Source organism: Streptosporangium sp. G12, assembly GCF_052983175.1.
Genome location: NZ_JBRIQO010000008.1, coordinates 277,789 through 298,516, shown reverse-complemented (window position 1 = coordinate 298,516; position 20,728 = coordinate 277,789). Strand labels below are relative to the sequence as shown.

The following is a 20,728-nucleotide window of genomic DNA, read 5'->3' as shown; positions in this document are numbered from 1 at the left end:
GCGTGGGCGAGGGCCTCTTCAGGGCGGCTGTTCCAGGACCGCGGCTCGGTACGGCGGCTTTGGGACGGCGGCGCGGGGGCGGCGTGCCCGTCAGCCGCGGGCGGCCCGCTCGTGGTGACGGATCACCTCTTCGATGACGAAACGCAGGAACTTCCCGGCGAACTCCGGATCGAGCTTCGCCTGCGTGGCGAGCGCCTGGAGCCGTTCGATCTGCGCCGCCTCCCTCACGGGATCGGCCGGGGGGAGCCGGTGGGCGGCCTTCAGCTCACCCACCTGCCTGGTGCACTTGAAGCGCTCCGCGAGTAAGTGGACCAGCGCCGCGTCGATGTTGTCGATGCTGTCTCGAAGGTCTCGAAGGTGGGCGAGGGGCGGGTCGATGCGCTGCCCGTCGTCCTCGAGAGACTGGTCGTCCATTCGCTTCTCGCCTCCGCTCGGGTCGGTGGTGGAGTCCGTCGTCCCGCCTCGACGGGCGTCGGCCGGGCCTGGACCTCCCCGGCGGGTGTGACCGCGCCGGCCGGGCCGGGGCCCTCCCGGCGGGCGCGACCACGGTGGCCGGGCCAACCGGGCGACCGGTGAAGATTACACCCGCGGGCGAGGTGGGAGCGCGACCCGAGCCCGTGGCGTCCGCCGGGCCGCGGGCCGCCGGACCGTGTCCGGCGGCCCGGCGAGGACTACCTCGCCCAGGCCTCGCGGCCGGTGGTCACACCGGCGCCGGTGCGCAGTGACTCCTCGATCGCCAGGCCGATCAGGTGGTCCTGGCAGCCGTCGGCCAGGGAGTAGGGCTCCGGGGCCTCCCCCCGACACCAGGAGGTCATCCGGCACAGGAGCGAGACGACGGCCAGATCGTCCTCGGAGAAGTGCGCGCCCCGATGATCGTTGCGGTAGACCACGCGCCCGTCGAAGCTGATGTGGTCCAGCTCGCGGCCCTCCAGGTTCAGGTCGATCCCGGTCTGGCGCCGCATGAGCCGCGACTCCACCGGCGTCCTCGGGTCGGCCAGGCGCACCACGCTGTCGTCCACGATCTCTCCCAGCGATCCCCGGACGACGACGCGCCGGGCGCGCAGCGGGTTCCACCACTGGTTGTCGGTGAAGTCGTAGAGCCCCATCCCCTCGGCGAACTCCAGGGTGGCGATCGTGGTTGCCGCCTCCTTCGGCGTGGAGTCGCCCGTCCAGCCGTCCCTGGACAGCGGGTCGGCCAGCGGGGCGGTGAACGAGCGCGCCGTCACCGTGGTCTCCCCGAAACCGGCCCCGAGCAGGTGCCGGATCAGGGACACGGCGTGGTACAGGTGCGTCGAGGAGATCTGCGCGGAGGTCACCTGCCCGATGATCCCCTCGCGGACGAGCGCGAGCCTCGCCGCGTGCCCCGGCATGTACGAGTACTGCTCGGCGACCTGCACCAGGCCGCTGGACCCGACGGCCGACCACAGGTCGCGCAGCCCGTCCAGGTCGGCCGCCGGGGGCGTCTCCGCCAGCACCGGCACGCCGAACCCCACCAGCTCCTTCGTCACCTCCGGGGTGACCGGCCACGGCACCGAGGGAATGACGAACTCGGGACGTCCGGCCGCGAGCATCTCCCCGACGGAGCGGAACGTCGGCACGCCCCAGGCGGCCTCGACCTCGGCGCCGCGCTCCCGTGACCTGGTCACCACGCCGGACACCGACAACCGCTCGGGCAACCGCCTGGCCAGGCGCACGAAGAACTCCGAACGCCACCCGCTGCCGACCAGGCCGAAACGTCCCGCTGACTGTGAGGTCATCACACTTCCTTGAAAGGGGGTGTCGTGACCCGCCGGGACGAGTTCGTCGGGCCCCGCGCGTCACGATGCGCGTATCGAACAGGAGACTACTCGGACCGGTCGACGTCCCCCGGGGCCGACGTCCCTCCGAGCGGCGCGGTCCGCCACTCCGGGCTCGAGGGCGGGGAGGCGTTGTCGCCCGCCGGGTGGCGGTCGCGGCGGGTGCGGAGCTTGTGGCGGTTGCCGCAGCGGTCCATCGAGCACCAGCGCCGCGCCCCGGGGCGGGAGGTGTCGAGGAAGAGCAGGTAGCAGCGCTCGCCCCCGCACATCCTGATCCGGTCGAGGGCAGGGCCGCCGAACACCTCGATGGCGTCGCGGGCCACCGCGGAGAGGAACTGCGCCCCGGTCACGGGGGAGGCCCAGCCGCGATCCAGGGCGGGGCCGATGACCGGGACGGGCGGCGGCGCGGCGGCGGCCTCGTTCAGCGTGGCGAGATCGGCCTCGGAGAAGGCGCGCGAGCCCGTGGCGGCGGTCGCGGCGAGCCGCTGGACGGCGGCGCGCAGGCGGAGGGCGGCGGCGAAGTCGCCCGGGGAGACCTGGACGAGGTCTCCGAGCCCCGCCCTGGAGTGCGGGATCCAGGCGGCGAGGTCGCCGGGCGTGTGGAGCCGCTCCCATTTCGAGAGCTCTCCCTCGCCTCCGGTGACGAGAAGCTCCAGGCACAGCGTGCCGGCGTCGAACCTGAAGCGCTGCCCGTCGAGCGGGGTGAGCTCCATACCGGTTGCCAAGGTCATGGATCGAGTGTAACACTTGACACCGGTTAAACCAGTGTCAACGAGAGGGAGTGCGACGATGAGCCTCGAGCGTGAGCTGATCGAACTGTCCGAGCGGGCCTGGGAGGCCAACAGGAACGGCGACGCGGAGTTCTACGACCGCTTCCTCGCCGAGGCGCCGCTGAGCGTGTCGCAGTGGGGGATCGTGGACGACCGGGAGGCGATCCTGAAGGGGTTCGCCGAGAACCGCAACCCGTACACGCGCACGGACCTGAGCGACCACCGGGTGACCGTGCTGAACGACGGCGGCGCGACCCACACCGCCACCGTGGAGATCGACGTGCTCGTCAACGGCACGGACAAGCAGACCATGAGAATCTTCGCCACCACCGTGCTGACCCGCCGCGACGGCGAGTGGAAGGCCGCCCTGTTCCAGATCACCCCGGCGCCCGCCGGGTGAGGCGCGCCCCTGTCAAGTGATCATCGGGGTGACGCGACTCCACGAGCGGTTTTCGGTGGCGTGCCGCTTCAGAAGGCGTTCGTGTCGTAAATGGCAATTATCCGAAGTGAGGATATTCGCCAAGGTGGATTTCTCCAGCGGTGTGGGCGATTCGCCCACACCGCTCCAGATTCACCGCGCGAGCAGCGGGAGCGCCGGGAAGGTGTGGTCCTGCCACAGCAGCCGCGAGGTCTCCTCCGGGTAGGAGGCCACCGTCGACGGCGTGTCGAAGAGCTGTGCGAGGCGGTGGCCGGCGTCGTACGGAGGCCAGCCCGGGTCTCCGTGGGCGGCGAACGCCGTCCACGCCCCGCGGATCCGCGCGGACAGCTCCTCCGCCGCCGGGGAGGGCGGGTCGCCGATCAGCACGGCGGGCTGTCCGCCGCTCAAGTTGCCGAAGACGAGCGGCACGTCCAGGCCGTGGCAGGCGCCGAGGGCACCGCCCAATCCCGGGGCGGGCCAGGTCAGCTCGTAGAGGTGGGCCCGGCCGCCGCCGGCGATCTGGGCGTCGGCGAGGTGGAGGCTCGGCATGCGGAACAACCAGTCGGCGTTGACCAGCTCGTACAGCTCCTCGTCGGCCGCGGCCGGGAACGCCTGGCGGTACCGGCGCGCGCCGTCCGGGCCGGGGGCGAGCATGTGCAGAGCGGCCTCGGCCTGCTCGTGCGTGACCTGGCCGAGCACGCCGTCGATCAAGCTGAACAACCGGTGCTCGTCACGGGTGTGCCCGACGAGAAGCCCGACGTCCCGGGCGGCGCCGTCGGCCAGTGCCTGCCAGGGGGTCGCCGGCAGGACGTCGCCGTCGACAACCGGTGCGAACGGGATCGGCCGGTGCGTGATCTGCCCCCAGCGCTCCCGCCACTGGACCGTCTTGGCGAAGACCGCGTCGCCCGCGGCGGGCAGCCGGTCCGGGGCCACCGCCGACAGGCCGGACACCGTGGGCCGTACCCCCAGCTCGGCGGCGCAGGCGGCGGCGATGTCGGCGGCGAGCTCGGGGGAGAAGAACGTCCCCGGCACGCTCTGCGCGACCGCCCGGTGGAAGAGCCCTGCGGCGCGCGGCATGGCGAGCAGCGCGGCGACCGATCCGCCACCCGCCGACTGGCCGAAGATCGTGACCCGGTCCGGATCGCCGCCGAACCCCCGGATGTTGTCCCGCACCCACCGCAAGGCCGCGACCTGGTCGAGCAGTCCCCGGTTGGCCGGGGCTCCGCCGATCTGCGCGAACCCCTCGACACCGAGACGGTAGTTGAGGGTCACGACCACGGCTCCGCTCCCGGCCAGGCGCCCGGCGTCGTATTCCGGGAGGCTGGAGTCGCCCATGGCGTAACCGCCGCCGGGGATCCACACCATCACCGGGAGCCCTGTCGCCGGATCCGGTTCCGGTGTCCAGACGTTGAGCGTCAGCCAGTCGTCGCCGGCGGTGTCCCGGGACACCCCGAGCACGCCGGACTGCGGGGGCGGCGGGCCGTACGCGACCGCCGGGCGCACGCCGTCCCAGCCGCGCACCGGTTGCGGCGCGGCGAAACGGAGGGGGCCGACCGGCGGCTCGGCGAACGGGATGCCGCGGAAGACCGCCAGGCCCGCCTCCCGGCCGCCGCGCAGGACACCGGCCGCCGTGCGGACCTCCGGCTCGGACTCGGACGGCTTGCCGGATGCGGTGACGGTCATGTCGCGGTTTCCTCTCCGTGCCGGTTCGGTCGAGCATCCCAGCACGTGCCATCCGCGGGCAAAGCATTTAGGGCGCGGCCCGCATGAACCTGAAAACCGCGTTGAACCAATCTTGAACGCTTTCCGGAAACGATCCCTCCCGCGCGCCGATTCCCGCCGGCCGGTACGCAGGCGACAGCAGACCGGTGCTCGTGTCCATAGGAGGATGGTGGCCGTGTCAGCCACCTCGCCAGAAGAATCACAAGATGAGACCTGTCGTCCATCGCCGAGTCGGCGACGGCGGTGGGTTCGCCGTATGGTGATCGTGTTCGCGCCGATTCTTCTGCTTTACGCGCTCATCATGGCGCCCGCGTGGTTTCACAATCATCTGCTTGATGGTCTCGCGGACCGGATTCTGAGCCACCCCCTCCCGCCGGGGACCGACTTCGGCGATTACGAGAGGCAGGGCGTGGTGATGCCTGGTGGTGGCCACAAGGACACGTGCGGCTATCGGGTCCGTTTCGATCTCCACACATACATGTCGGCAGAGGAGACACTGAAGCACTACCAGCCAGCGAAGATCGAACCTGTTGAGGGGAACAGGCCGCTTGAGATCAACGTGTGGACGCTGTCTCGGTCACAGTCTTCCCCGTTGGAAGACGGTGGTGGTCAGCGAATCATCGTTGAGATTCAGGACAACGGTCACGACGGCGGAGGTTGGGATGTCCGTTGCTGGTGAGTGTCGGCGAGCGTCGGAGCGGGTGACGGGAGTCGAACCCGCGCTGCCGGTTCGGGAAATCTCCCATGCATCTGGTCGCTGAGCTGCGAAGACACTGACCTGTGAGGGAGTGCTTCGAGTATCCGTGAGTTCCCCTCGATCACCCTCCTGACGGGCACGCGACGAGCACGGCTCACTTGGCATCGGATCGGACCCGCTGCCGTCGTCGACCCATGCAGTCAGGAGTGAGGCCCCCTCGACATGGCTGCTCCCGGAGGCCGGTTCCCCGGAATCCGGCCGGGCGTGCTCTTGCCGGCGCCGGTGCCCCCGGCGATCCAGCGGACATGCGCCAGCCGATGAACACGATCGGCAGAGTCATATTCGTCCAGGGGGTCATACCTGGCATCTCATGAAATCGAGCAGCCATGAACAGTCTTGTTCTTGAATCCCGCTCGGATGAGGATTGAAGGAGAGGGTCGATTCGTCCATGCCCGAGGCCGGCGCATCGGTGAGTTCGACGGGGTCACCGATGCGGCGCACGCGGCGCACCCTCTATCCGCCTGACCCATCCCGGAGCCGGACGGCGCCGGCCGGAGGCGGGTGTTCGAGAGACGATGTGGTCATGCCTGATCTGCTCTGGGATGACGTCAAACTCTTCTTCGACACCGGGTGCAACGGGGTGTTGCCCGATGTGGCGGTGGAGGGAACCGGTCCCGAGGACTGGCAGACGCTTCTCGATCTCGTTCGGTCCCAGCGCTGGAGGAGCGAGTATGTCCGGGACGGTGAATCGTCGGCTCCACCGACCGCGGCCGAGATGATCGCGGAGGGGGCGGGAGGTGCGGCCCTGAGGGTCTGGCCGGCCCCCGGGATTCTGGCGATCTTTCGCGCTTACGGCGCCGAGTTCATCGACTTCGACGTCGACCTGAGGGAACTGCAGGGCCAGGAGCGGCTGGACGTCCTGCTCGAATTCCTCACCGCGATCGGGAGGCGACTCGGGAAGTCGGTGTTGATGACCCCTGAAGGTGATCACGGCCATCCTGTCCTCGGATATGACGTCGAAGCCGGCCGGGTGGTGTTGCTGGCCGACCCGGGCGCGTACGGGTTCGCCGAGGTCACCGGCTAGGAGCCCCTTCGCCGAATGGATACGGCCCCCGCGGCGGGCACGCGCCGACTTGCCGCTGCTCCACCGGGCCTTGCCCGAGTCGGAACGGACGACGAGGCCGCCGTCCCTCCGCAGGTAGGCGAACGTTCCCCCTCCTGCCGAGCGACATGTGGGGTGGCCTGCGAGATTCACGGCCACCGGGGTCTCAGGTGCCCGTCGGGGCGGGGCTCGGCGGACCCGAAGGTTGACGCAACCAGATGATTGCCATATGTTGAGTAGCAACCAACTGGTTGCTACATGGAGGCGGACATGACATTCCCCGATCGCATCGAGCGCACGGTCCAGCTGGCTCACTCGCCGGAGCGGGTCTGGGCGGCGCTGACCACCGCCGAGGGCCTGGGCACCTGGTTCGGGAACCGCGCCGAGGTCGACCTGCGCGTCGGCGGCGAGGCCAAGCTCGTCTGGGACAGCGGAGACACCGCCACCCTCACCATCGAGCGCCTCGAGCCGCCGCGCGTCTTCGGCTACACCTGGCCGGTCGCCGGCCTTCCCGACGGCGATCCGCGACGCACCTACGTGGAGTTCACGCTGGAGCCCGCCGGTGCCGGCACCACGCTGACCATGGTCGAGAGCGGGTTCGCGCAGCTGCCGGACGCCGAAGCCCACAAGGCGGCCTACTCGGGCAACACCAAGGGCTGGACGAACGAGCTGGGCGAGCTGGTCGCGTACCTCGACGGACATGCCTGACCTGGAGGCGGTGGCGCAGGAGGTCTTCACCGCCCTGGCCGATCCGAGCCGGCGGGGGATCCTCGCCGCGCTCGCGGCCGGGGGGCCGGCCACCGCGACGGATCTGGCCGCCCAGCTGCCGATCACCCGGCAGGCCATCGCCAAGCATCTCGCCCTGCTGGCCGAGGCGGGGCTGGTGGTGGCCGAGCCGGGGGAGCGGCGCCGGGTCCGTTACCGGGTGGACTCCGCGCCGATGAAGGTGGCGCAGCAGTTCCTCGCCGTGCTCGCCCGCGACTGGGACGGTCCGCTGGCCGCCCTGCAGGACCGGTTGAAGTAGGGGCCGGCGCCCGGCCGGTTGAAGCAAGGACCGGGGCCCGGCCGGCCGGTTCCCGCGCGATCTCGCCGGCCGGCCTCGCGTAGTGCCTGGTCGTCCTGTCCGCCGAACTCGTTGTCCGGGTCTCGGCCGACCCCGTCCGAAAGGAGTGTCCGATGTTCGATCCAGTCGCGATGATCTTGGCTGACAAGGCGACCAGACGTCACGTGCTGTCCGCCCGTCCGAACGCGCCCACAGTGCCCGAGCGCCCGCGGCGGCGGCGCGGCGCCGCGGTGCGCCGGCTGACCGCGGTGGCCCTGCGCCGCCTCGCCGACCGGGTCGAGCCGCGCTGCGTGAAGCCGCGCCGGGCGGGCACCACCGCGCCGGCGTCGTGACCGCTCGCGCCCCGGACCGGATCCCGTACGGCTGCCGAAAGGCCGTACGGGATCCGGTCCGGGGTCGTCCGGGTCTCGCGTAAGGGAGGTGTCAAGCCTCGGGGCCGGGGCGTATGGGACCCGTCAAGACGCGCAGCAAGTGCGAAAAACGGCGGTTCCCTTACGTATGCCCCGCCCGTCGGGCGGCGGCGAGTGAACCCCGGATTCGAGGAGTGGGGATGGCAGACGTCATCTTCGTCGCCCTGACGGTCGCGGTTTTCGTGATCCTCGGGCTGGTCGTCAGGGCGGTGGAACGGTTGTGAGCGCCGTCAACGCCGTCGGCCTGGTGGTGGTCGCCGGTCTGGTGATCTTCATGGTCGCGGCACTGCTCTTCCCGGAGCGTTTCTGATGAGGGAGCGCTTCTGATGTCCTCGACCACGGCCGGGATCCTGTTCGTCGGATCCCTCGTCGTCGCCCTCGCGCTGGTCCACCGGCCGCTGGGCGACCACATGTACCGCGTCTACACCGGTACGAGGCACCTCGCCGTCGAGCGGGTGATCTACCGGCTCGTCGGTGCCCGGCCGGACGCAGGGCAGAGGTGGGGCGTCTACGCCCGCGCCCTGCTGGCCTTCTCGGTGATCTCCGTCCTGTTCCTGTACGGGCTGCAGCGGCTGCAGGACAGGCTGTTCCTGTCGCTGGGCCTCGCCCCGGTGCCCGACCACGTCGCCTGGAACACCGCCGTCAGCTTCGTCACCAACACCAACTGGCAGGCGTACTCGGGCGAGTCGACCATGGGTCACCTGGTGCAGATGTCCGGCCTGGCGGTGCAGAACTTCGTGTCCGCCGCGGTGGGCATGGCGGTGGCGATCGCGCTGGTCCGCGGTTTCGCCCGCAGGAGGACCGAGGAGCTCGGCAACTTCTGGGTGGACCTGGTCCGCGGCACCGTCCGCGTCCTGCTGCCGCTCGCCCTCGTCGGCGCGGTCGTGCTGCTGGCCGGCGGCCTGATCCAGAACTTCGCCTCCCCGCACGAGGTGACCACCCTGACCGGCGGCACCCAGGCGATCACCGGCGGCCCGGTGGCCGGCCAGGAGATCATCAAGGAGCTGGGCAACAACGGCGGCGGGTTCTACAACACCAACTCGGCCCACCCGTTCGAGAACGCCACCGCCTGGACCAACTGGTTCGAGATCTTCGCGATCTTCCTGATCCCGTTCGCGCTGCCCCGCACGTTCGGCCGCATGGTCGGCGACACCCGGCAGGGCTACGCGATCGTCGCGATCATGGGAACCCTGGCGCTGGCGAGCGTCGCGCTGCTGACCGGGCTGGAGATCGCCCACGGCGGTACGGTCCCGCAGGCGGTGGGCGCGGCGATGGAGGGCAAGGACGTGCGCTTCGGCGTGCCCAACTCCGGCACCTTCGCCGCCGCCACCACGCTCACCTCCACCGGAGCGGTCAACTCCTTCCACGACTCGTTCACCGCGCTCGGCGGCATGCTCACGATGTTCAACATGATGCTCGGCGAGGTCGCCCCCGGCGGCGCGGGCGCGGGCCTGTACGGCATGCTCGTCCTCGCCGTGATCACGGTCTTCGTGGCCGGGCTCATGGTCGGCCGCACCCCCGAGTACCTGGGCAAGCGGATCGGCTCCCGCGAGATCAAGTTCGCCGCGATGTACTTCCTGGTCACGCCGCTGCTCGTGCTGACCGGCACGGCGCTGGCGATGGGCTCGGCCGAGCAGCGGGCGAGCATGCTCAACAGCGGCCCGCACGGCTTCTCCGAGGTGCTGTACGCCTTCACCAGCGCGTCCAACAACAACGGCTCCGCGTTCGGCGGCATCACCGTCAACACGCCGTGGTACGACGTGGTGCTCGGCCTGTGCATGGCCTTCGGCCGCTTCCTGCCGATCGTCTTCGTTCTCGCCCTGGCCGGATCCCTGGCCGGGCAGGCACCGGTGCCCGTCTCGGCGGGCACGCTGCCCACGCACCGCCCGCAGTTCGTCGGCATGGTCGTCGGCGTGACGGTGATCCTCGTCGCGCTGACCTTCCTGCCCGCCCTGGCGCTCGGCCCGCTCGCGGAAGGAATCCAGTGATGACCACCCAGACGCTCGAGGCGCCGGGCCGCACCCCCGCCCCGGAGGAGGGCGAGAAGGACGGGAAGGTGGGCGGGGGCCTCCTCGATCCCCGGCAGCTGGTCACCTCGCTGCCCGAGGCGCTCAGGAAGCTCAACCCGGCCACGCTCTGGCGCAACCCGGTGATGCTGATCGTCGAGATCGGCGCGGTCCTCACCACGGTGCTCGCCGTGCTCACCCCGTCGTTCTTCGCCTGGGCCACCGTGGTGTGGCTCTGGCTGACGGTGATCTTCGCCAACCTGGCCGAGGCCGTCGCCGAGGGACGCGGCAAGGCCCAGGCGGCCACGCTGCGCGCCGCCAAGCGCGACACCACGGCGCGGCGGCTGCGCGGGCGCGACTCCGCCGAGTGGGACGTCGTCGGAGCCTCCGAACTGCTGCGGGGCGACCTCGTCGTCGTGGAGGCGGGGGAGATCATCCCCGGTGACGGCGACGTGGTCGACGGCATCGCCTCGGTGGACGAATCGGCCATCACCGGCGAGTCCGCCCCGGTCATCCGAGAGTCGGGTGGCGACAGGTCGGCGGTGACCGGCGGTACGAAGGTGCTGAGCGACCGGATCGTCGTCCAGATCACCCAGCGGCCCGGCGAGAGCTTCATCGACCGGATGATCGCCCTGGTCGAGGGCGCCGACCGGCAGAAGACGCCCAACGAGATCGCCCTCAACATCCTGCTGGCCGCCCTGACGATCATCTTCCTGGTCGCCACCGCGACCATGCAGCCGCTGGCGATCTACGCCAAGGCCCAGAACCCCGGCGTACCGGACTCGCTCGCCCTGACCGGGGACGGCGTCACCGGCATCGTGCTGGTCGCGCTGCTGGTCTGCCTCATCCCGACCACCATCGGGGCGCTGCTGTCGGCGATCGGCATCGCGGGCATGGACCGCCTCGTCCAGCGCAACGTCCTCGCGATGAGCGGCCGCGCGGTCGAGGCGGCGGGCGACGTCAACACCCTGCTGCTGGACAAGACCGGCACCATCACGCTGGGCAACCGGCAGGCGTCCGAGTTCCTCACCGCCCCCGGCGTCTCCGCCGACGAGCTGGCGGCGGCCGCGCAGCTGGCCAGCCTCGCCGACGAGACCCCCGAGGGCCGCTCCATCGTGGTCCACGCCAAGCAGGCGTACGGCCTCAGAGAGCGCGAGCCCGGGGAGCTCGCCCACGCCGAGTGGATCGGGTTCACCGCGCAGACCCGGATGAGCGGCGTCGACCTCGACGGCCGCCTTGTTCGCAAGGGCGCCGCCACCGCCGTGATGAAGTGGGTACGCGAGCACGGCGGCCACCCCACCGGCGAGGTGGGGAGCATCGTCGACGCCGTCTCCGGCTCCGGCGGCACCCCGCTCGTGGTCGGGGAGGTCGTCGAAGGGAAGGCGCGTGTCCTGGGCGTCGTCCACCTCAAGGACGTCGTCAAGCAGGGCATGCGCGAGCGCTTCGACGAGATGCGCAGGATGGGCATCCGCACCGTCATGATCACGGGCGACAACCCGCTGACGGCGAAGGCCATCGCCGACGAGGCGGGCGTGGACGACTTCCTCGCCGAGGCCACGCCCGAGGACAAGCTCGCCCTGATCAGATCGGAGCAGGAGGGCGGCAGGCTGGTCGCGATGACCGGCGACGGCACCAACGACGCGCCCGCCCTCGCCCAGGCCGACGTCGGGGTGGCGATGAACACCGGCACCTCGGCCGCCAAGGAGGCCGGCAACATGGTCGACCTCGACTCCAACCCGACCAAGCTCATCGAGATCGTCGAGATCGGCAAGCAGCTGCTCATCACCCGCGGCGCGCTGACGACCTTCTCGATCGCCAACGACGTCGCCAAGTACTTCGCGATCATTCCCGCGATGTTCGCGGCCGTCTACCCGGGCCTGGACGCGCTGAACGTCATGCGCCTGTCCAGCCCGCAGTCGGCGATCCTGTCCGCGGTCGTCTTCAACGCGGTCGTCATCGTGGCGCTGATCCCGCTCGCCCTGCGCGGCGTGCGCTACCGCCCCTCCAGCGCGTCGAAGCTGCTCAGCCGCAACCTCTACGTCTACGGTCTGGGCGGCATCGTCGTGCCCTTCGTCGGCATCAAGCTGATAGACCTTCTCATCCAGTTCCTTCCGGGGATGTCATAAATGGAACGCATGCCCAGCTGGATCCGCCGGCATCTCGCCGCGCTCCGCGCGCTGCTTGTCCTCACCCTGGTCACCGGGGCCGCCTACCCGCTGGTGGTCACCGGCGTCGCCCAGACCGTGTTCAACGACGGGGCCAACGGCTCCCTCGTCCAGAAGGACGGGAAGGACGTGGGCAGCGCGATCGTCGGCCAGAACTTCACCGACGCCGACGGCAGGCCGGTCGGCAGGTACTTCCAGAGCAGGCCGTCGGCGGCCGGCGACGGCTACGACATGCTCTCCACCGCCGCGAGCAACCTCGGGCCCGAGGACGTCGTGGACGTCTTGGGGGCTGAGGGGAGACAGAGCCTGCTCACCCAGGTCTGTGCCCGCTCCAGGGTCGTCGGGGCGCTGGAGGGGGTGAGCGGCGCCCGGCCGTACTGCACGCCCGACGGAGTCGGCGCCGTGCTGAAGGTCTTCCCCGCCGTCGGCGCCCCCACCCGGGCCGTCAGCGTCAACCAGGCCTGCCCCGCGACCCCGTTCGTCGCCGAGTACCGCGGCGTGAGGGTCGAGTGCGGCAGGCCCGGCGAGGACTACGCGGCCGGGCGCACCGTCCCGGTCCGGGGCACGGCCAGGGCCGTGGTGCCCGCCGACGCGGTCACCGCCAGCGGTTCCGGCCTCGACCCGGACATCTCCGTCGCGTACGCCGACCTCCAGGCGGCCCGCGTCGCCAGGGAGCGCGGCATGCCCGTGGGGACGGTGCGGCGGCTGATCGCGGCGCACACCACCGGCCGCCCCCTCGGCTTCATGGGAGAGCCGGCGGTGAACGTCCTCGAACTCAACCTGGCGCTCGACCGATGAGCGGGGGGCGGGGGCGGCTGCGCGTCTATCTCGGGGCCGCGCCGGGTGTCGGCAAGACGTACATGATGCTCTGCGAGGGCCGCCGCCGTCTCGCGCGAGGCACCGACGTCGTCGTGGCGCTCGTCGAGACCCACGGCCGCCCCCGCACCGCGGAACTCGTCGACGGCATGGAGGTCGTCCCGCGCGCGAGCATGGTCCACCGGGGGAGCGTGTTCACCGAGCTCGACGTGGACGCCGTCATCGCCAGGAGGCCTGCGGTCGCCCTGGTCGACGAGCTGGCCCACACCAACGTGCCGGGCTCGCGCAACGCCAAGCGCTGGCAGGACATCGAGGAGATCCTCGACGCGGGCATCGACGTCGTCTCCACCGTCAACATCCAGCATCTGGAGTCGCTCAACGACGTGGTCGAGGAGATCACCGGGGTGGTCCAGCGCGAGACGGTACCCGACGAGGTGGTGCGCCGCGCCGACCAGGTGGAGCTGGTGGACATGGCGCCGGAGGCGCTGCGGCGGCGGATGGCCCACGGCAACGTGTACGCGCCGGAGAAGGTCGACGCGGCCCTGTCGAACTACTTCAGGGTCGGCAACCTGACCGCGCTGCGCGAGCTGGCGCTGCTGTGGGTGGCGGGCAAGGTCGACGCCCAGCTCGACCGCTACCGCGCCGAGCACGGCATCGCCGGCACCTGGGAGGCGCGCGAGCGCGTCGTGGTCGCGCTGACCGGCGGCCCGGAAGGCGACACGCTGGTGCGGCGGGCCGCCAGGATCGCGGGCAGGAGCAAGGGGGCGGACCTGCTCGCCGTGCACGTCACGCGCGCCGACGGCCTGGCCGGCGCCGATCCGGCGAGCACGGCCCGCCAGCGCACGCTGGTGGAGGACATGGGCGGCACCTACCACCAGGTCGTCGGTGACGACGTCCCGACCGCCCTGCTGGACTTCGCGCGCGGCGTCAACGCCACCCAGCTGGTGCTGGGGGCCTCCCGGCGCGGCCGGTTCGCGCAGATCCTCTCCCGGGGGGTCGGGGTGACCACGACCGCGCGGTCCGGGTCCATCGACGTCCACATGATCACTCACGACAGGGTGAGCCGGGGGCGCGGCCGCGCTCCGTCGCGGGCCGCGCTGACCCGCACCCGCCGGGTGGCGGGCTGGGTCCTCGCGATCCTCGGGCTGCCGCTGCTGACCCTGGCGCTGCATCCCTTACGCGGCGACGTGAACCTGCCGAGCAACATACTGCTCTTCCTGCTCATGGTGGTCGTGGTCGCACTGGCCGGCGGCATGTGGCCGGCCGTCACCGCCGCGGTGCTCGGTTTCCTGCTGCTCAACTACTTCTTCACCGCGCCGGTCGACCGCTTCACCATCGCCGACCCGGAGAACCTGTTCGCGCTGAGCGTCTACGTGCTGGTGGCCGTCATGGTGAGCGCGGTCGTGGACGTCGCCGCCCGCCGTACCCGGGAGGCGGCCCGTGCCCGCGCCGACGCGGAGGTCCTCTCCACCCTGGCCGGTCACGTGCTCCGCGGCGAGCACGCGCTCGCCTCGCTGCTCGCCCGGCTGCGGGAGACCTTCGGGCTCGCCTCGGTCACCCTGCTGGAACGCACCGGCGAGCCGGGTCCCGACGACCAGTCCGACCCCGAGGCGTGGCGGATCGTGGCCACCGCCGGTGACGCGCCCTGCACCTGCCCGGGGGTCGCGGAGACCGACGTGGTCATCGACGAGCGGCTCGTCCTGGCCATCCGGGGCAGGCTGCTGGAGGCCTCCGACCGGCGGGTGCTGGAGGCGTTCGCCGCCGAGGCGGCGGTGGCGCTGCGCCAGGACCGGCTGGCGGCGGAGGCGGAGCGGGCCAGGCCGCTGGCCGAGGCCGACAGGATGCGCACCGCGCTGCTCGCCGCGGTCAGCCACGACCTGCGCACCCCGCTCGCCTCGGCCAGGGCGGCCGTGGAGAGCCTGCGCAACACCGGCATCGACTGGTCGCCGGACGACAGGGAGGAACTGCTCGCCACGGCCGACGAGTCCCTGGCCAAGCTGGACCGCCTGGTGGCCAACCTGCTCGACATGAGCCGCCTGCAGGCCGGGGTGCTCGGGCTGAGGCTGGAGCCGACCGCGCTCGAGGAGATCGTGCCGCGCGCCGTCGACGACCTCGGCCCCCTGTCGTCGCGGATCGAGACGGATCTCTCCGTCGCGCTGCCCGAGGTCGTCGCCGACCAGGCGCTGCTGGAACGGATCCTGGTCAACCTGATGTCCAACGCCGTCCGCTACAGCCCCGAGGACCGGAAGGTCCTCGTCATGGCCGGAGAGTACGGCGACCACGTGGAGATCCGCGTCGTCGACCGCGGTACGGGCATCCCGCCCGACGCCTACGACCGGGTCTTCATGCCCTTCCAGCGGCTCGGCGACCGCGACAACCACACCGGCCTCGGCCTGGGCCTCGCGCTCTCCCGGGGGCTCGCCGAGGCGATGGCCGGCACCCTGCTACCGGACGAGACTCCAGGGGGTGGTCTCACCATGATCCTGACACTTCCCGTTTCCTCCCGCGCGCGGGCGCGCGACGGGGCCGGCGCGGCGGAACGACCGTGACCCGCGTCCTCGTCGTCGACGACGAGCCCCAGCTCCTGCGCGCCCTGCGCATCAACCTCGCCGCGCGTCACTACGACGTGGCCGTGGCCCCCGACGGCGGCGGGGCCCTGCGGCAGGCCGCCGACTGGCACCCCGACCTGGTCGTGCTCGACCTCGGCCTGCCCGACCTGGACGGGATCGACGTCATCCACGGTCTGCGCGGCTGGACCACCGTCCCGATCATCGTGCTCTCCGGCCGTACCGGAGGCTCCGACAAGGTCGACGCGCTGGACGCCGGGGCCGACGACTACGTCACCAAGCCGTTCGGCATCGACGAGCTCCTCGCCCGCATCCGGGCGGTCTCCCGGCGCAGCGCGCCGAACGACGCGGAACTCGCCCAGATCCGCGTCGGCGACCGGATCGTGGACCTGGTCGACAAGACCGTCTCCGGCGGCGTGCGGCTGACGCCCACCGAGTGGCACCTGCTGGAGATCCTGGTCCGCAACCCCGGCAAGCTCATCACCCAGCGGCGGCTGCTGACGGAGGTCTGGGGTTCCAATTACCTCAAGGAGACCCACTACCTGCGCCAGTACATGGCCCAGATGCGCAAGAAACTGGAACGGGACCCGGCCCGCCCGGTCCACCTGCTCACCGAGCCCGGCATGGGGTACCGCTTCCAGCCCTGACCGGCTCAGCGGATCCGGTCGTAGACGAGAGCCAGCGTGCCGTGCTCGCCCGCGGCCTGGCCGGCGAGCGCCCACCGCCCCGCGGGCAGGCCGTCGTCGAAGAGGCGCGGCCCGCCACCGAGGAAGACCGGGAAGACGGTGAGCGCCAGCCGGTCGACCTCGTCGGCCGCCAGCAGCGCCTTGACGACGCTCGCGCTGGAGAGCACGAGAATGTCACCGCCCTCGGTCGCCCTGAGGTCCGCGACCACCTCGGCGGCCGGCTTGTCGACGACCGTCGTCCGCTCCCACGGCGCCTCGCCGAGGGTGGAGGACAGGACCACCTTGTCGGTGTCGACGAGCCACTTCGCGAAGCCCTCGTCGCGCGGGTCGGCCCCCTCCATGCCGATGACGGTGGGCCAGAAGCCGAGGAACCCCTCGGCGTTGACCCGCCCGAGCAGGGCGGTCGTGGCCGGTTCCCAGAGGCTGGTCAGGTGGTCGCGGGCGACGTCGGTGTGCGCGTACGGCATCACCCAGCCCATGTCCCGAGGGTCGCCCGGCCCGGCGTAGTGACCGTCGAGGGAGAGGCTCATGTTGGTGACGACCCTGCGGCCGCCGATCTGCTGCGTCACTTCGTGCTCCTTGTGCCGGTGTCGTGTTCGGTGCCTTGTCCGGTGTCGAGGGGATCGTGCGAGTCCGCGGCGAGGATCGCCGCGAGCTTGTCGAGGCTCTGGCCGAAGCCGATCTCGATGCCCGCGACGAAGTCCGCGGAGTCGACCGTGCTGCCGGTGATCCGGAAGTGGACCTCGAGGTCCGTACCGGCGTCGACGGGCCGAAGGTCGAGGTCGAGGTGGGCGGTGAAGGCGAGGCCGCCGCCGGGAAGCAGCGGGGAGAGCCGGTAGGCGAGGCGCTCACCGGGGCGTACGTCGTCGACGACCCCCTCCGCGCGCCCGGCGACGAGGTCGGAGCCGTCGGCGTCCTCGGCATCGCGGTACTCGTGGACGATCCGCCCGCCCGGTCGTGCCTCGAAGACGAGCTCGGAGACGCGGAGGTCGTCGGGCGTCCACCACCGGGCGAGCAGGGAGGCCTCGGTCAGGTGGCGCCAGACCACCTCGGGACGCGCCGTCAGCGACCGGAGGAACCTGAACGTGCGGCCGTCGGCCCAGCCCGGCTCCTCGGCGGCGAGTCGTTCCGCGTGGAGGCTGAGCCCGTGGCGGTCGTAGGTCTCGCGAGGGCCACCGGGCCGGTCCGCGGTGTCGGCGAGCCGGCCGAGCGCGGCCGCCAGGTCCCGTAGAGGACCGGGTTGGAGCGCGTAGACGCGGCGCTGGCCGGTGCGCCGGCAGGTGACGAGGCCGGCGCGCTCAAGGGTCTGCAGGTGCTTGGTCGTCTGCGGCTGGCGCGCCCCGGCGAGCTGGGCGAGGACACCGACCGACCGGGGCCGCTCGGCCAGCAGGTTCACGAGCCGCCATCGGGCCGGGTCGGCCAGCGCGGTGAGGAGTACGTCCATGGAACAAAGTATTCTCTACGGAGAATATTCGTGTCAAGGAATAACTATGAGCGTCATCGCCGTGGTCCACAAGGCACGCGCCTCGCCGGGGTTCCGGTGAAGGTCGCCCACGACCGGGACGAGGACGTGCCGGAGAAGGCCGTGCGCCTTCCCGCGTCGGGTCCAGGGGATGTCACAGGAGGGGGCGCTGTCCCGTCATACGCGGTGCGGGCAATCTTCGATCAAGGAGTGGATGACGAACCTCGCGTTGTGGATCGCCGCCGGACCGCCGGCCGCGGTGGCACTGGCCGGTTCCCACCCGCCGGTTCCTACCTCGCGGTGCGTCCCCTCAACGCGTCACGCCCCCGCGCCACGATGATGTCGACGGCCTTGACCTCGTCGATGTCGCGGGCGGCGGCCAGCGCCTGCTTGGCCGCGTCGTAGGCGTCCAGGGCCCGGTGCCAGTTGACGTCGTCGCCGCCCTCGCCCCCGTCGGCCAGGCGGTCGATCTCCTCACCCAGCCGCGTCACGTTCTCCTCCTGCGACAGCCTGGTCTTCTCCAGGCGGGCCGCCCGCTCGGACGCCTCCAGCTTCACGGCCCTCCCGAGCCGCCGCCCGCGCGCGACCACCTTGACCAGCACCCAGAGCGCGACCAGGCCCACCAGCGAGAGGAAGATCACCCAGCCGATCGCCATCCGGCTGGACGACCCGGACAGGTCGGCGTCCTTGGCGTGGCCGGTCTCCATGCCGGTGACCTCGGCGTCCACGAAGGTGGCCCCCCGCAGCTCGGCGAAACTCAGGTCGGCGTCGGTCAGCGTCGCCCCGCGGAAGACCGCGTCCTGGAACTTGCCGCTGCTCAGGTCGGCCCGCTCCATCCTGGCACCGGTGAAGTCGGCCCGGTCGGCCCTGGCGCTGCCGAACTCCGCATCGCGCAGGTCGGCGCCGCCCAGCCTGGCCTGCGTCAGGTCGGCGCTGCCGAACGCCGCCCCCGACAGGTCCGCCTTCGACAGGTTCGCCCCGGCGAGCTTGGCACTGCCGAGCTCCGCCCTCGCCATGCGCGCCCCCGTCAGGTCGGCCCCCATCAGCTCGACGCTGCCGAGCTTGGCGCGCTCCAGGCGCGCGCCGCGCAGGTCGGCGCCCTTGAGGTAGCGGATCGTGGCCCCGGTGGCCGAGACGTCGCGCAGGATCGCCCGGTCCAGCTTGACGCTGCCCAGGTCGACCCCGTCCAGCTTGGCTCCGGTCAGGTCGGCGCAGCTCAGGTCCCGGGGGAACTCGGCGACCGAGGTCAGGTCCCAGCCCGCGTACTTCTGCCCGCTGCCCGGCGCGCACGCCGGGTCGGGGGTCGGCAGGTCCTTGGGCATGCCCTTGCTGCCCGCCAGCAGCGCGCCCGTGGCCTCGCGCAGCTCGGCCCCGCCGAGGTCGGCGCCCTGGAAGGTCGCGCCGTCCAGCACCGACCCGCGCAACTGCGCGCCCCGCAGGTCGGCGTCCCGGAACACGGCCCTGATCATCGTGGAGTCGTACATGCGGGCCTTGGGCGCCTTGAAACCGGTGAGATCGGCTCGGCGCAGGTCCACGCCGTAGGCGTCGGCGTCGGTGAGGTCGACACCGACCAGCTTCGCGTCGTCGAACTGGGCTCCGTACGTCCTGGCGCGCACCATCGTGGCCCCGCTCAGGTCGGCACCCTCGAAGTGCGCGCCGTAGGGCAGCGAGTCGTCCATGGTCGCCTCGCGCAGGTCGGCGCCGCGCAGGTTCGCGTAGTACAGCTCCGCCTCCGTCAGGTCGGCCCCGCGCAGTTCGGCCCCGGCCATCTCGGCGTTCCCGAGGCGGGCGCCCTTGAGCGAGGCGCCCCGCAGGTCGGCCCCGGTGAGGAGGCTGCGCACGACCACGCCGTCCAGCCTCGCCCTCCGCAGGTCGGCGCAGGACAGGTCGGCGGGCAGCGCGACCCGGGTGAGGTCCCTGCCGGCGAGCTTGGGACCGCTGCCGGGCCTGCAGCCGGCGGCGCTCCCCGTCGCCCGGTCGTCCCGCGCGCTCCGGCCGTCCTGGACGGCGTGGGTGTCCTGGACGGCGTGGGCCGACGCCGCGGGGGCGGGGAGCAGGGCGGGCAGCACGATCACGGCCCCGGCGAGCAGGCGGGTAAGGCTGAACATGTCTCTCTCACTGTCTCCCCCGAGGCGCGCGGATCCGCCGGCGGGGGAGAGCGGTGCCGGGCGGGAGTTCGTGGACAGGCCGGTGCGGGTGACACCCCGAGGGGAGGGGCCCGCCCGATGGACCATACGGGAACGCGACCCTTTATAGGAGGGCCCGGTTGCGGCCCGCTTGCGAACCGCCTTCCGCGGTGGCTCCTCTCCCGCCGCGCCGGGCCGGCGCCGCCCGCGGAGCCGAGCGGGACGGCGCACACGAAGACGCCGAAGACGCCGAAGACGCGGCGCCGCGGACGGATCCTGTGGTCCCCCGCCCGGCCGCTATCGGGAGCCCAGCAGGGCGTCGACCAGGGCGCGGCCGTATCCGGGAGCGAGGGAGTCGCTCATGAACAGGAGCCGGTACGTCATCGGCGCGACCACGTGGTCCAGCACCGCGTCCAGCGTGGGCACGTCCTCGCCGCGCCCGGCGGAGCGGATGAGGATGGTCTGGATGTGGCTGCTGGTGTACGCGCAGCACTGCCCGGTGCTCCTGCCGTCGTCGTCGCCGGCGACCACGTCGCGGGTGAACGCGCGCCCGGTGGGGGAGGACATCTCCTCCAGCCACTCCTCGGCCCACGTCGCGAGGTCGTCCCGCAGGTTGCCGAGGTCGGCGGGGGGTCCGTCGGGCCGCATGTGCTCAAGGGCGACGTCGGCCAGCAGTTCCTGCAGGTCACCCCATCTGCGGTAGACGGTCGAGGGGGTCACGCCCGCGCGGGCGGCGACGAGCGGAACGGTCAGGTCGGCACGGTCGCGCTCGGCGAGGAGCTCCCGTACCGCCTCGTGGACGGCCTGCTGCACCCGCGCGCTCCGTCCCCCGGTGCGTACCGCCTGCCTCGTCGCCATGAACCGAGCTTAACGCAAAATATTTGCTTCAGTGGCCCGAGGTGTGTACGTTGCTAACGCAAAT

Annotated in this window: 21 protein-coding genes; 12 read left to right on the top strand and 9 right to left on the bottom strand. The window is 71.7% G+C overall.

Annotation, left to right across the window (positions count from 1 at the left end; translation table 11 throughout):
- Positions 1–90 precede the first annotated feature (90 nt).
- The 3 genes from ACVCAG_RS15075 to ACVCAG_RS15065 form a co-directional block, all read right to left on the bottom strand.
- Entirely contained in the window at positions 91–414 is a 324-nt protein-coding gene (locus tag ACVCAG_RS15075; RefSeq protein WP_440083709.1) for a chorismate mutase, read from the bottom strand.
- Positions 415–671: 257 nt separating this feature from the next.
- Positions 672–1,757 (bottom strand): Gfo/Idh/MocA family oxidoreductase, encoded by a 1,086-nt coding sequence (locus ACVCAG_RS15070; protein ID WP_440083708.1) that lies wholly within the window; start codon positions 1,755–1,757, stop codon positions 672–674.
- An 86-nt stretch (positions 1,758–1,843) separates the two neighbouring features.
- Complete coding sequence (locus ACVCAG_RS15065; protein WP_447189945.1) at positions 1,844–2,527, bottom strand: CGNR zinc finger domain-containing protein; 684 nt, start codon at positions 2,525–2,527, stop codon at positions 1,844–1,846.
- Positions 2,528–2,585: 58 nt separating this feature from the next.
- Here ACVCAG_RS15065 and ACVCAG_RS15060 point away from each other — a divergent pair, with 58 nt between their 5' ends.
- Positions 2,586–2,966 carry a nuclear transport factor 2 family protein gene (locus tag ACVCAG_RS15060; RefSeq protein WP_440083706.1) on the top strand — a complete coding sequence of 127 codons (381 nt, stop codon included), beginning with the start codon at positions 2,586–2,588 and terminating at the stop codon, positions 2,964–2,966.
- A 171-nt stretch (positions 2,967–3,137) separates the two neighbouring features.
- Here the strand turns inward: ACVCAG_RS15060 and ACVCAG_RS15055 are convergent, their stop codons facing one another.
- Complete coding sequence (locus tag ACVCAG_RS15055; RefSeq protein ID WP_440083705.1) at positions 3,138–4,667, bottom strand: carboxylesterase family protein; 1,530 nt, start codon at positions 4,665–4,667, stop codon at positions 3,138–3,140.
- Positions 4,668–4,962: 295 nt separating this feature from the next.
- Here ACVCAG_RS15055 and ACVCAG_RS15050 point away from each other — a divergent pair, with 295 nt between their 5' ends.
- Entirely contained in the window at positions 4,963–5,385 is a 423-nt protein-coding gene (locus ACVCAG_RS15050; RefSeq protein WP_440083704.1) for a hypothetical protein, read from the top strand.
- A gap of 372 nt (positions 5,386–5,757) precedes the next feature.
- Here the strand turns inward: ACVCAG_RS15050 and ACVCAG_RS15045 are convergent, their stop codons facing one another.
- Positions 5,758–5,904 carry a hypothetical protein gene (locus tag ACVCAG_RS15045; protein WP_440083703.1) on the bottom strand — a complete coding sequence of 49 codons (147 nt, stop codon included), beginning with the start codon at positions 5,902–5,904 and terminating at the stop codon, positions 5,758–5,760.
- Between the two features lie 82 nt (positions 5,905–5,986).
- Here ACVCAG_RS15045 and ACVCAG_RS15040 point away from each other — a divergent pair, with 82 nt between their 5' ends.
- The 10 genes from ACVCAG_RS15040 to ACVCAG_RS14995 all read left to right on the top strand — a co-directional run bounded on the left by ACVCAG_RS15040 (position 5,987) and on the right by ACVCAG_RS14995 (position 16,179).
- Positions 5,987–6,487, top strand: a complete 501-nt coding sequence (locus tag ACVCAG_RS15040; protein WP_440083702.1) for a hypothetical protein — start codon at positions 5,987–5,989, stop codon at positions 6,485–6,487.
- Between the two features lie 288 nt (positions 6,488–6,775).
- Positions 6,776–7,213, top strand: a complete 438-nt coding sequence (locus ACVCAG_RS15035; RefSeq protein WP_440083701.1) for an SRPBCC domain-containing protein — start codon at positions 6,776–6,778, stop codon at positions 7,211–7,213.
- Positions 7,206–7,529, top strand: a complete 324-nt coding sequence (locus ACVCAG_RS15030; RefSeq protein ID WP_440083700.1) for a metalloregulator ArsR/SmtB family transcription factor — start codon at positions 7,206–7,208, stop codon at positions 7,527–7,529. The genes ACVCAG_RS15035 and ACVCAG_RS15030 overlap by 8 nt, the downstream gene beginning before the upstream one ends.
- A 152-nt stretch (positions 7,530–7,681) precedes the next feature.
- Complete coding sequence (locus ACVCAG_RS15025) at positions 7,682–7,900, top strand: hypothetical protein (RefSeq protein ID WP_440083699.1); 219 nt, start codon at positions 7,682–7,684, stop codon at positions 7,898–7,900.
- 298 nt (positions 7,901–8,198) lie between these two features.
- Positions 8,199–8,288 carry a K(+)-transporting ATPase subunit F gene (gene kdpF, locus ACVCAG_RS15020; protein ID WP_344745511.1) on the top strand — a complete coding sequence of 30 codons (90 nt, stop codon included), beginning with the start codon at positions 8,199–8,201 and terminating at the stop codon, positions 8,286–8,288.
- Between the two features lie 16 nt (positions 8,289–8,304).
- A complete protein-coding gene (gene kdpA / locus ACVCAG_RS15015; protein ID WP_440083698.1) occupies positions 8,305–9,966 on the top strand; it encodes a potassium-transporting ATPase subunit KdpA in 1,662 nt (553 codons plus the stop codon).
- Entirely contained in the window at positions 9,966–12,110 is a 2,145-nt protein-coding gene (gene kdpB, locus ACVCAG_RS15010; protein ID WP_440083697.1) for a potassium-transporting ATPase subunit KdpB, read from the top strand. The genes kdpA and kdpB overlap by 1 nt, the downstream gene beginning before the upstream one ends.
- Entirely contained in the window at positions 12,111–12,947 is an 837-nt protein-coding gene (locus ACVCAG_RS15005; protein ID WP_447189944.1) for a potassium-transporting ATPase subunit C, read from the top strand.
- Positions 12,944–15,514, top strand: coding sequence for a DUF4118 domain-containing protein (locus ACVCAG_RS15000; protein ID WP_447189943.1), 2,571 nt, complete (start codon positions 12,944–12,946; stop codon positions 15,512–15,514). Before ACVCAG_RS15005 ends, ACVCAG_RS15000 begins: the two co-directional genes overlap by 4 nt.
- On the top strand, positions 15,511–16,179 hold the full coding sequence (locus ACVCAG_RS14995; protein WP_440083694.1) for a response regulator: 669 nt from the start codon (positions 15,511–15,513) through the stop codon (positions 16,177–16,179). Before ACVCAG_RS15000 ends, ACVCAG_RS14995 begins: the two co-directional genes overlap by 4 nt.
- Positions 16,180–16,184: 5 nt before the next feature.
- Here ACVCAG_RS14995 and ACVCAG_RS14990 read toward each other — a convergent pair whose 3' ends face one another.
- From ACVCAG_RS14990 to ACVCAG_RS14975, 4 genes are all read right to left on the bottom strand, one after another.
- Positions 16,185–16,787, bottom strand: a complete 603-nt coding sequence (locus tag ACVCAG_RS14990; protein WP_440083693.1) for a dihydrofolate reductase family protein — start codon at positions 16,785–16,787, stop codon at positions 16,185–16,187.
- Complete coding sequence (locus tag ACVCAG_RS14985) at positions 16,784–17,662, bottom strand: metalloregulator ArsR/SmtB family transcription factor (RefSeq protein WP_440083692.1); 879 nt, start codon at positions 17,660–17,662, stop codon at positions 16,784–16,786. The genes ACVCAG_RS14990 and ACVCAG_RS14985 overlap by 4 nt, the downstream gene beginning before the upstream one ends.
- Positions 17,663–17,970: 308 nt before the next feature.
- On the bottom strand, positions 17,971–19,788 hold the full coding sequence (locus tag ACVCAG_RS14980) for a pentapeptide repeat-containing protein (RefSeq protein WP_440083691.1): 1,818 nt from the start codon (positions 19,786–19,788) through the stop codon (positions 17,971–17,973).
- A gap of 315 nt (positions 19,789–20,103) precedes the next feature.
- Positions 20,104–20,664, bottom strand: a complete 561-nt coding sequence (locus tag ACVCAG_RS14975) for a TetR/AcrR family transcriptional regulator C-terminal ligand-binding domain-containing protein (protein WP_440083690.1) — start codon at positions 20,662–20,664, stop codon at positions 20,104–20,106.
- Between the last annotated feature and the right edge of the window lie 64 nt (positions 20,665–20,728).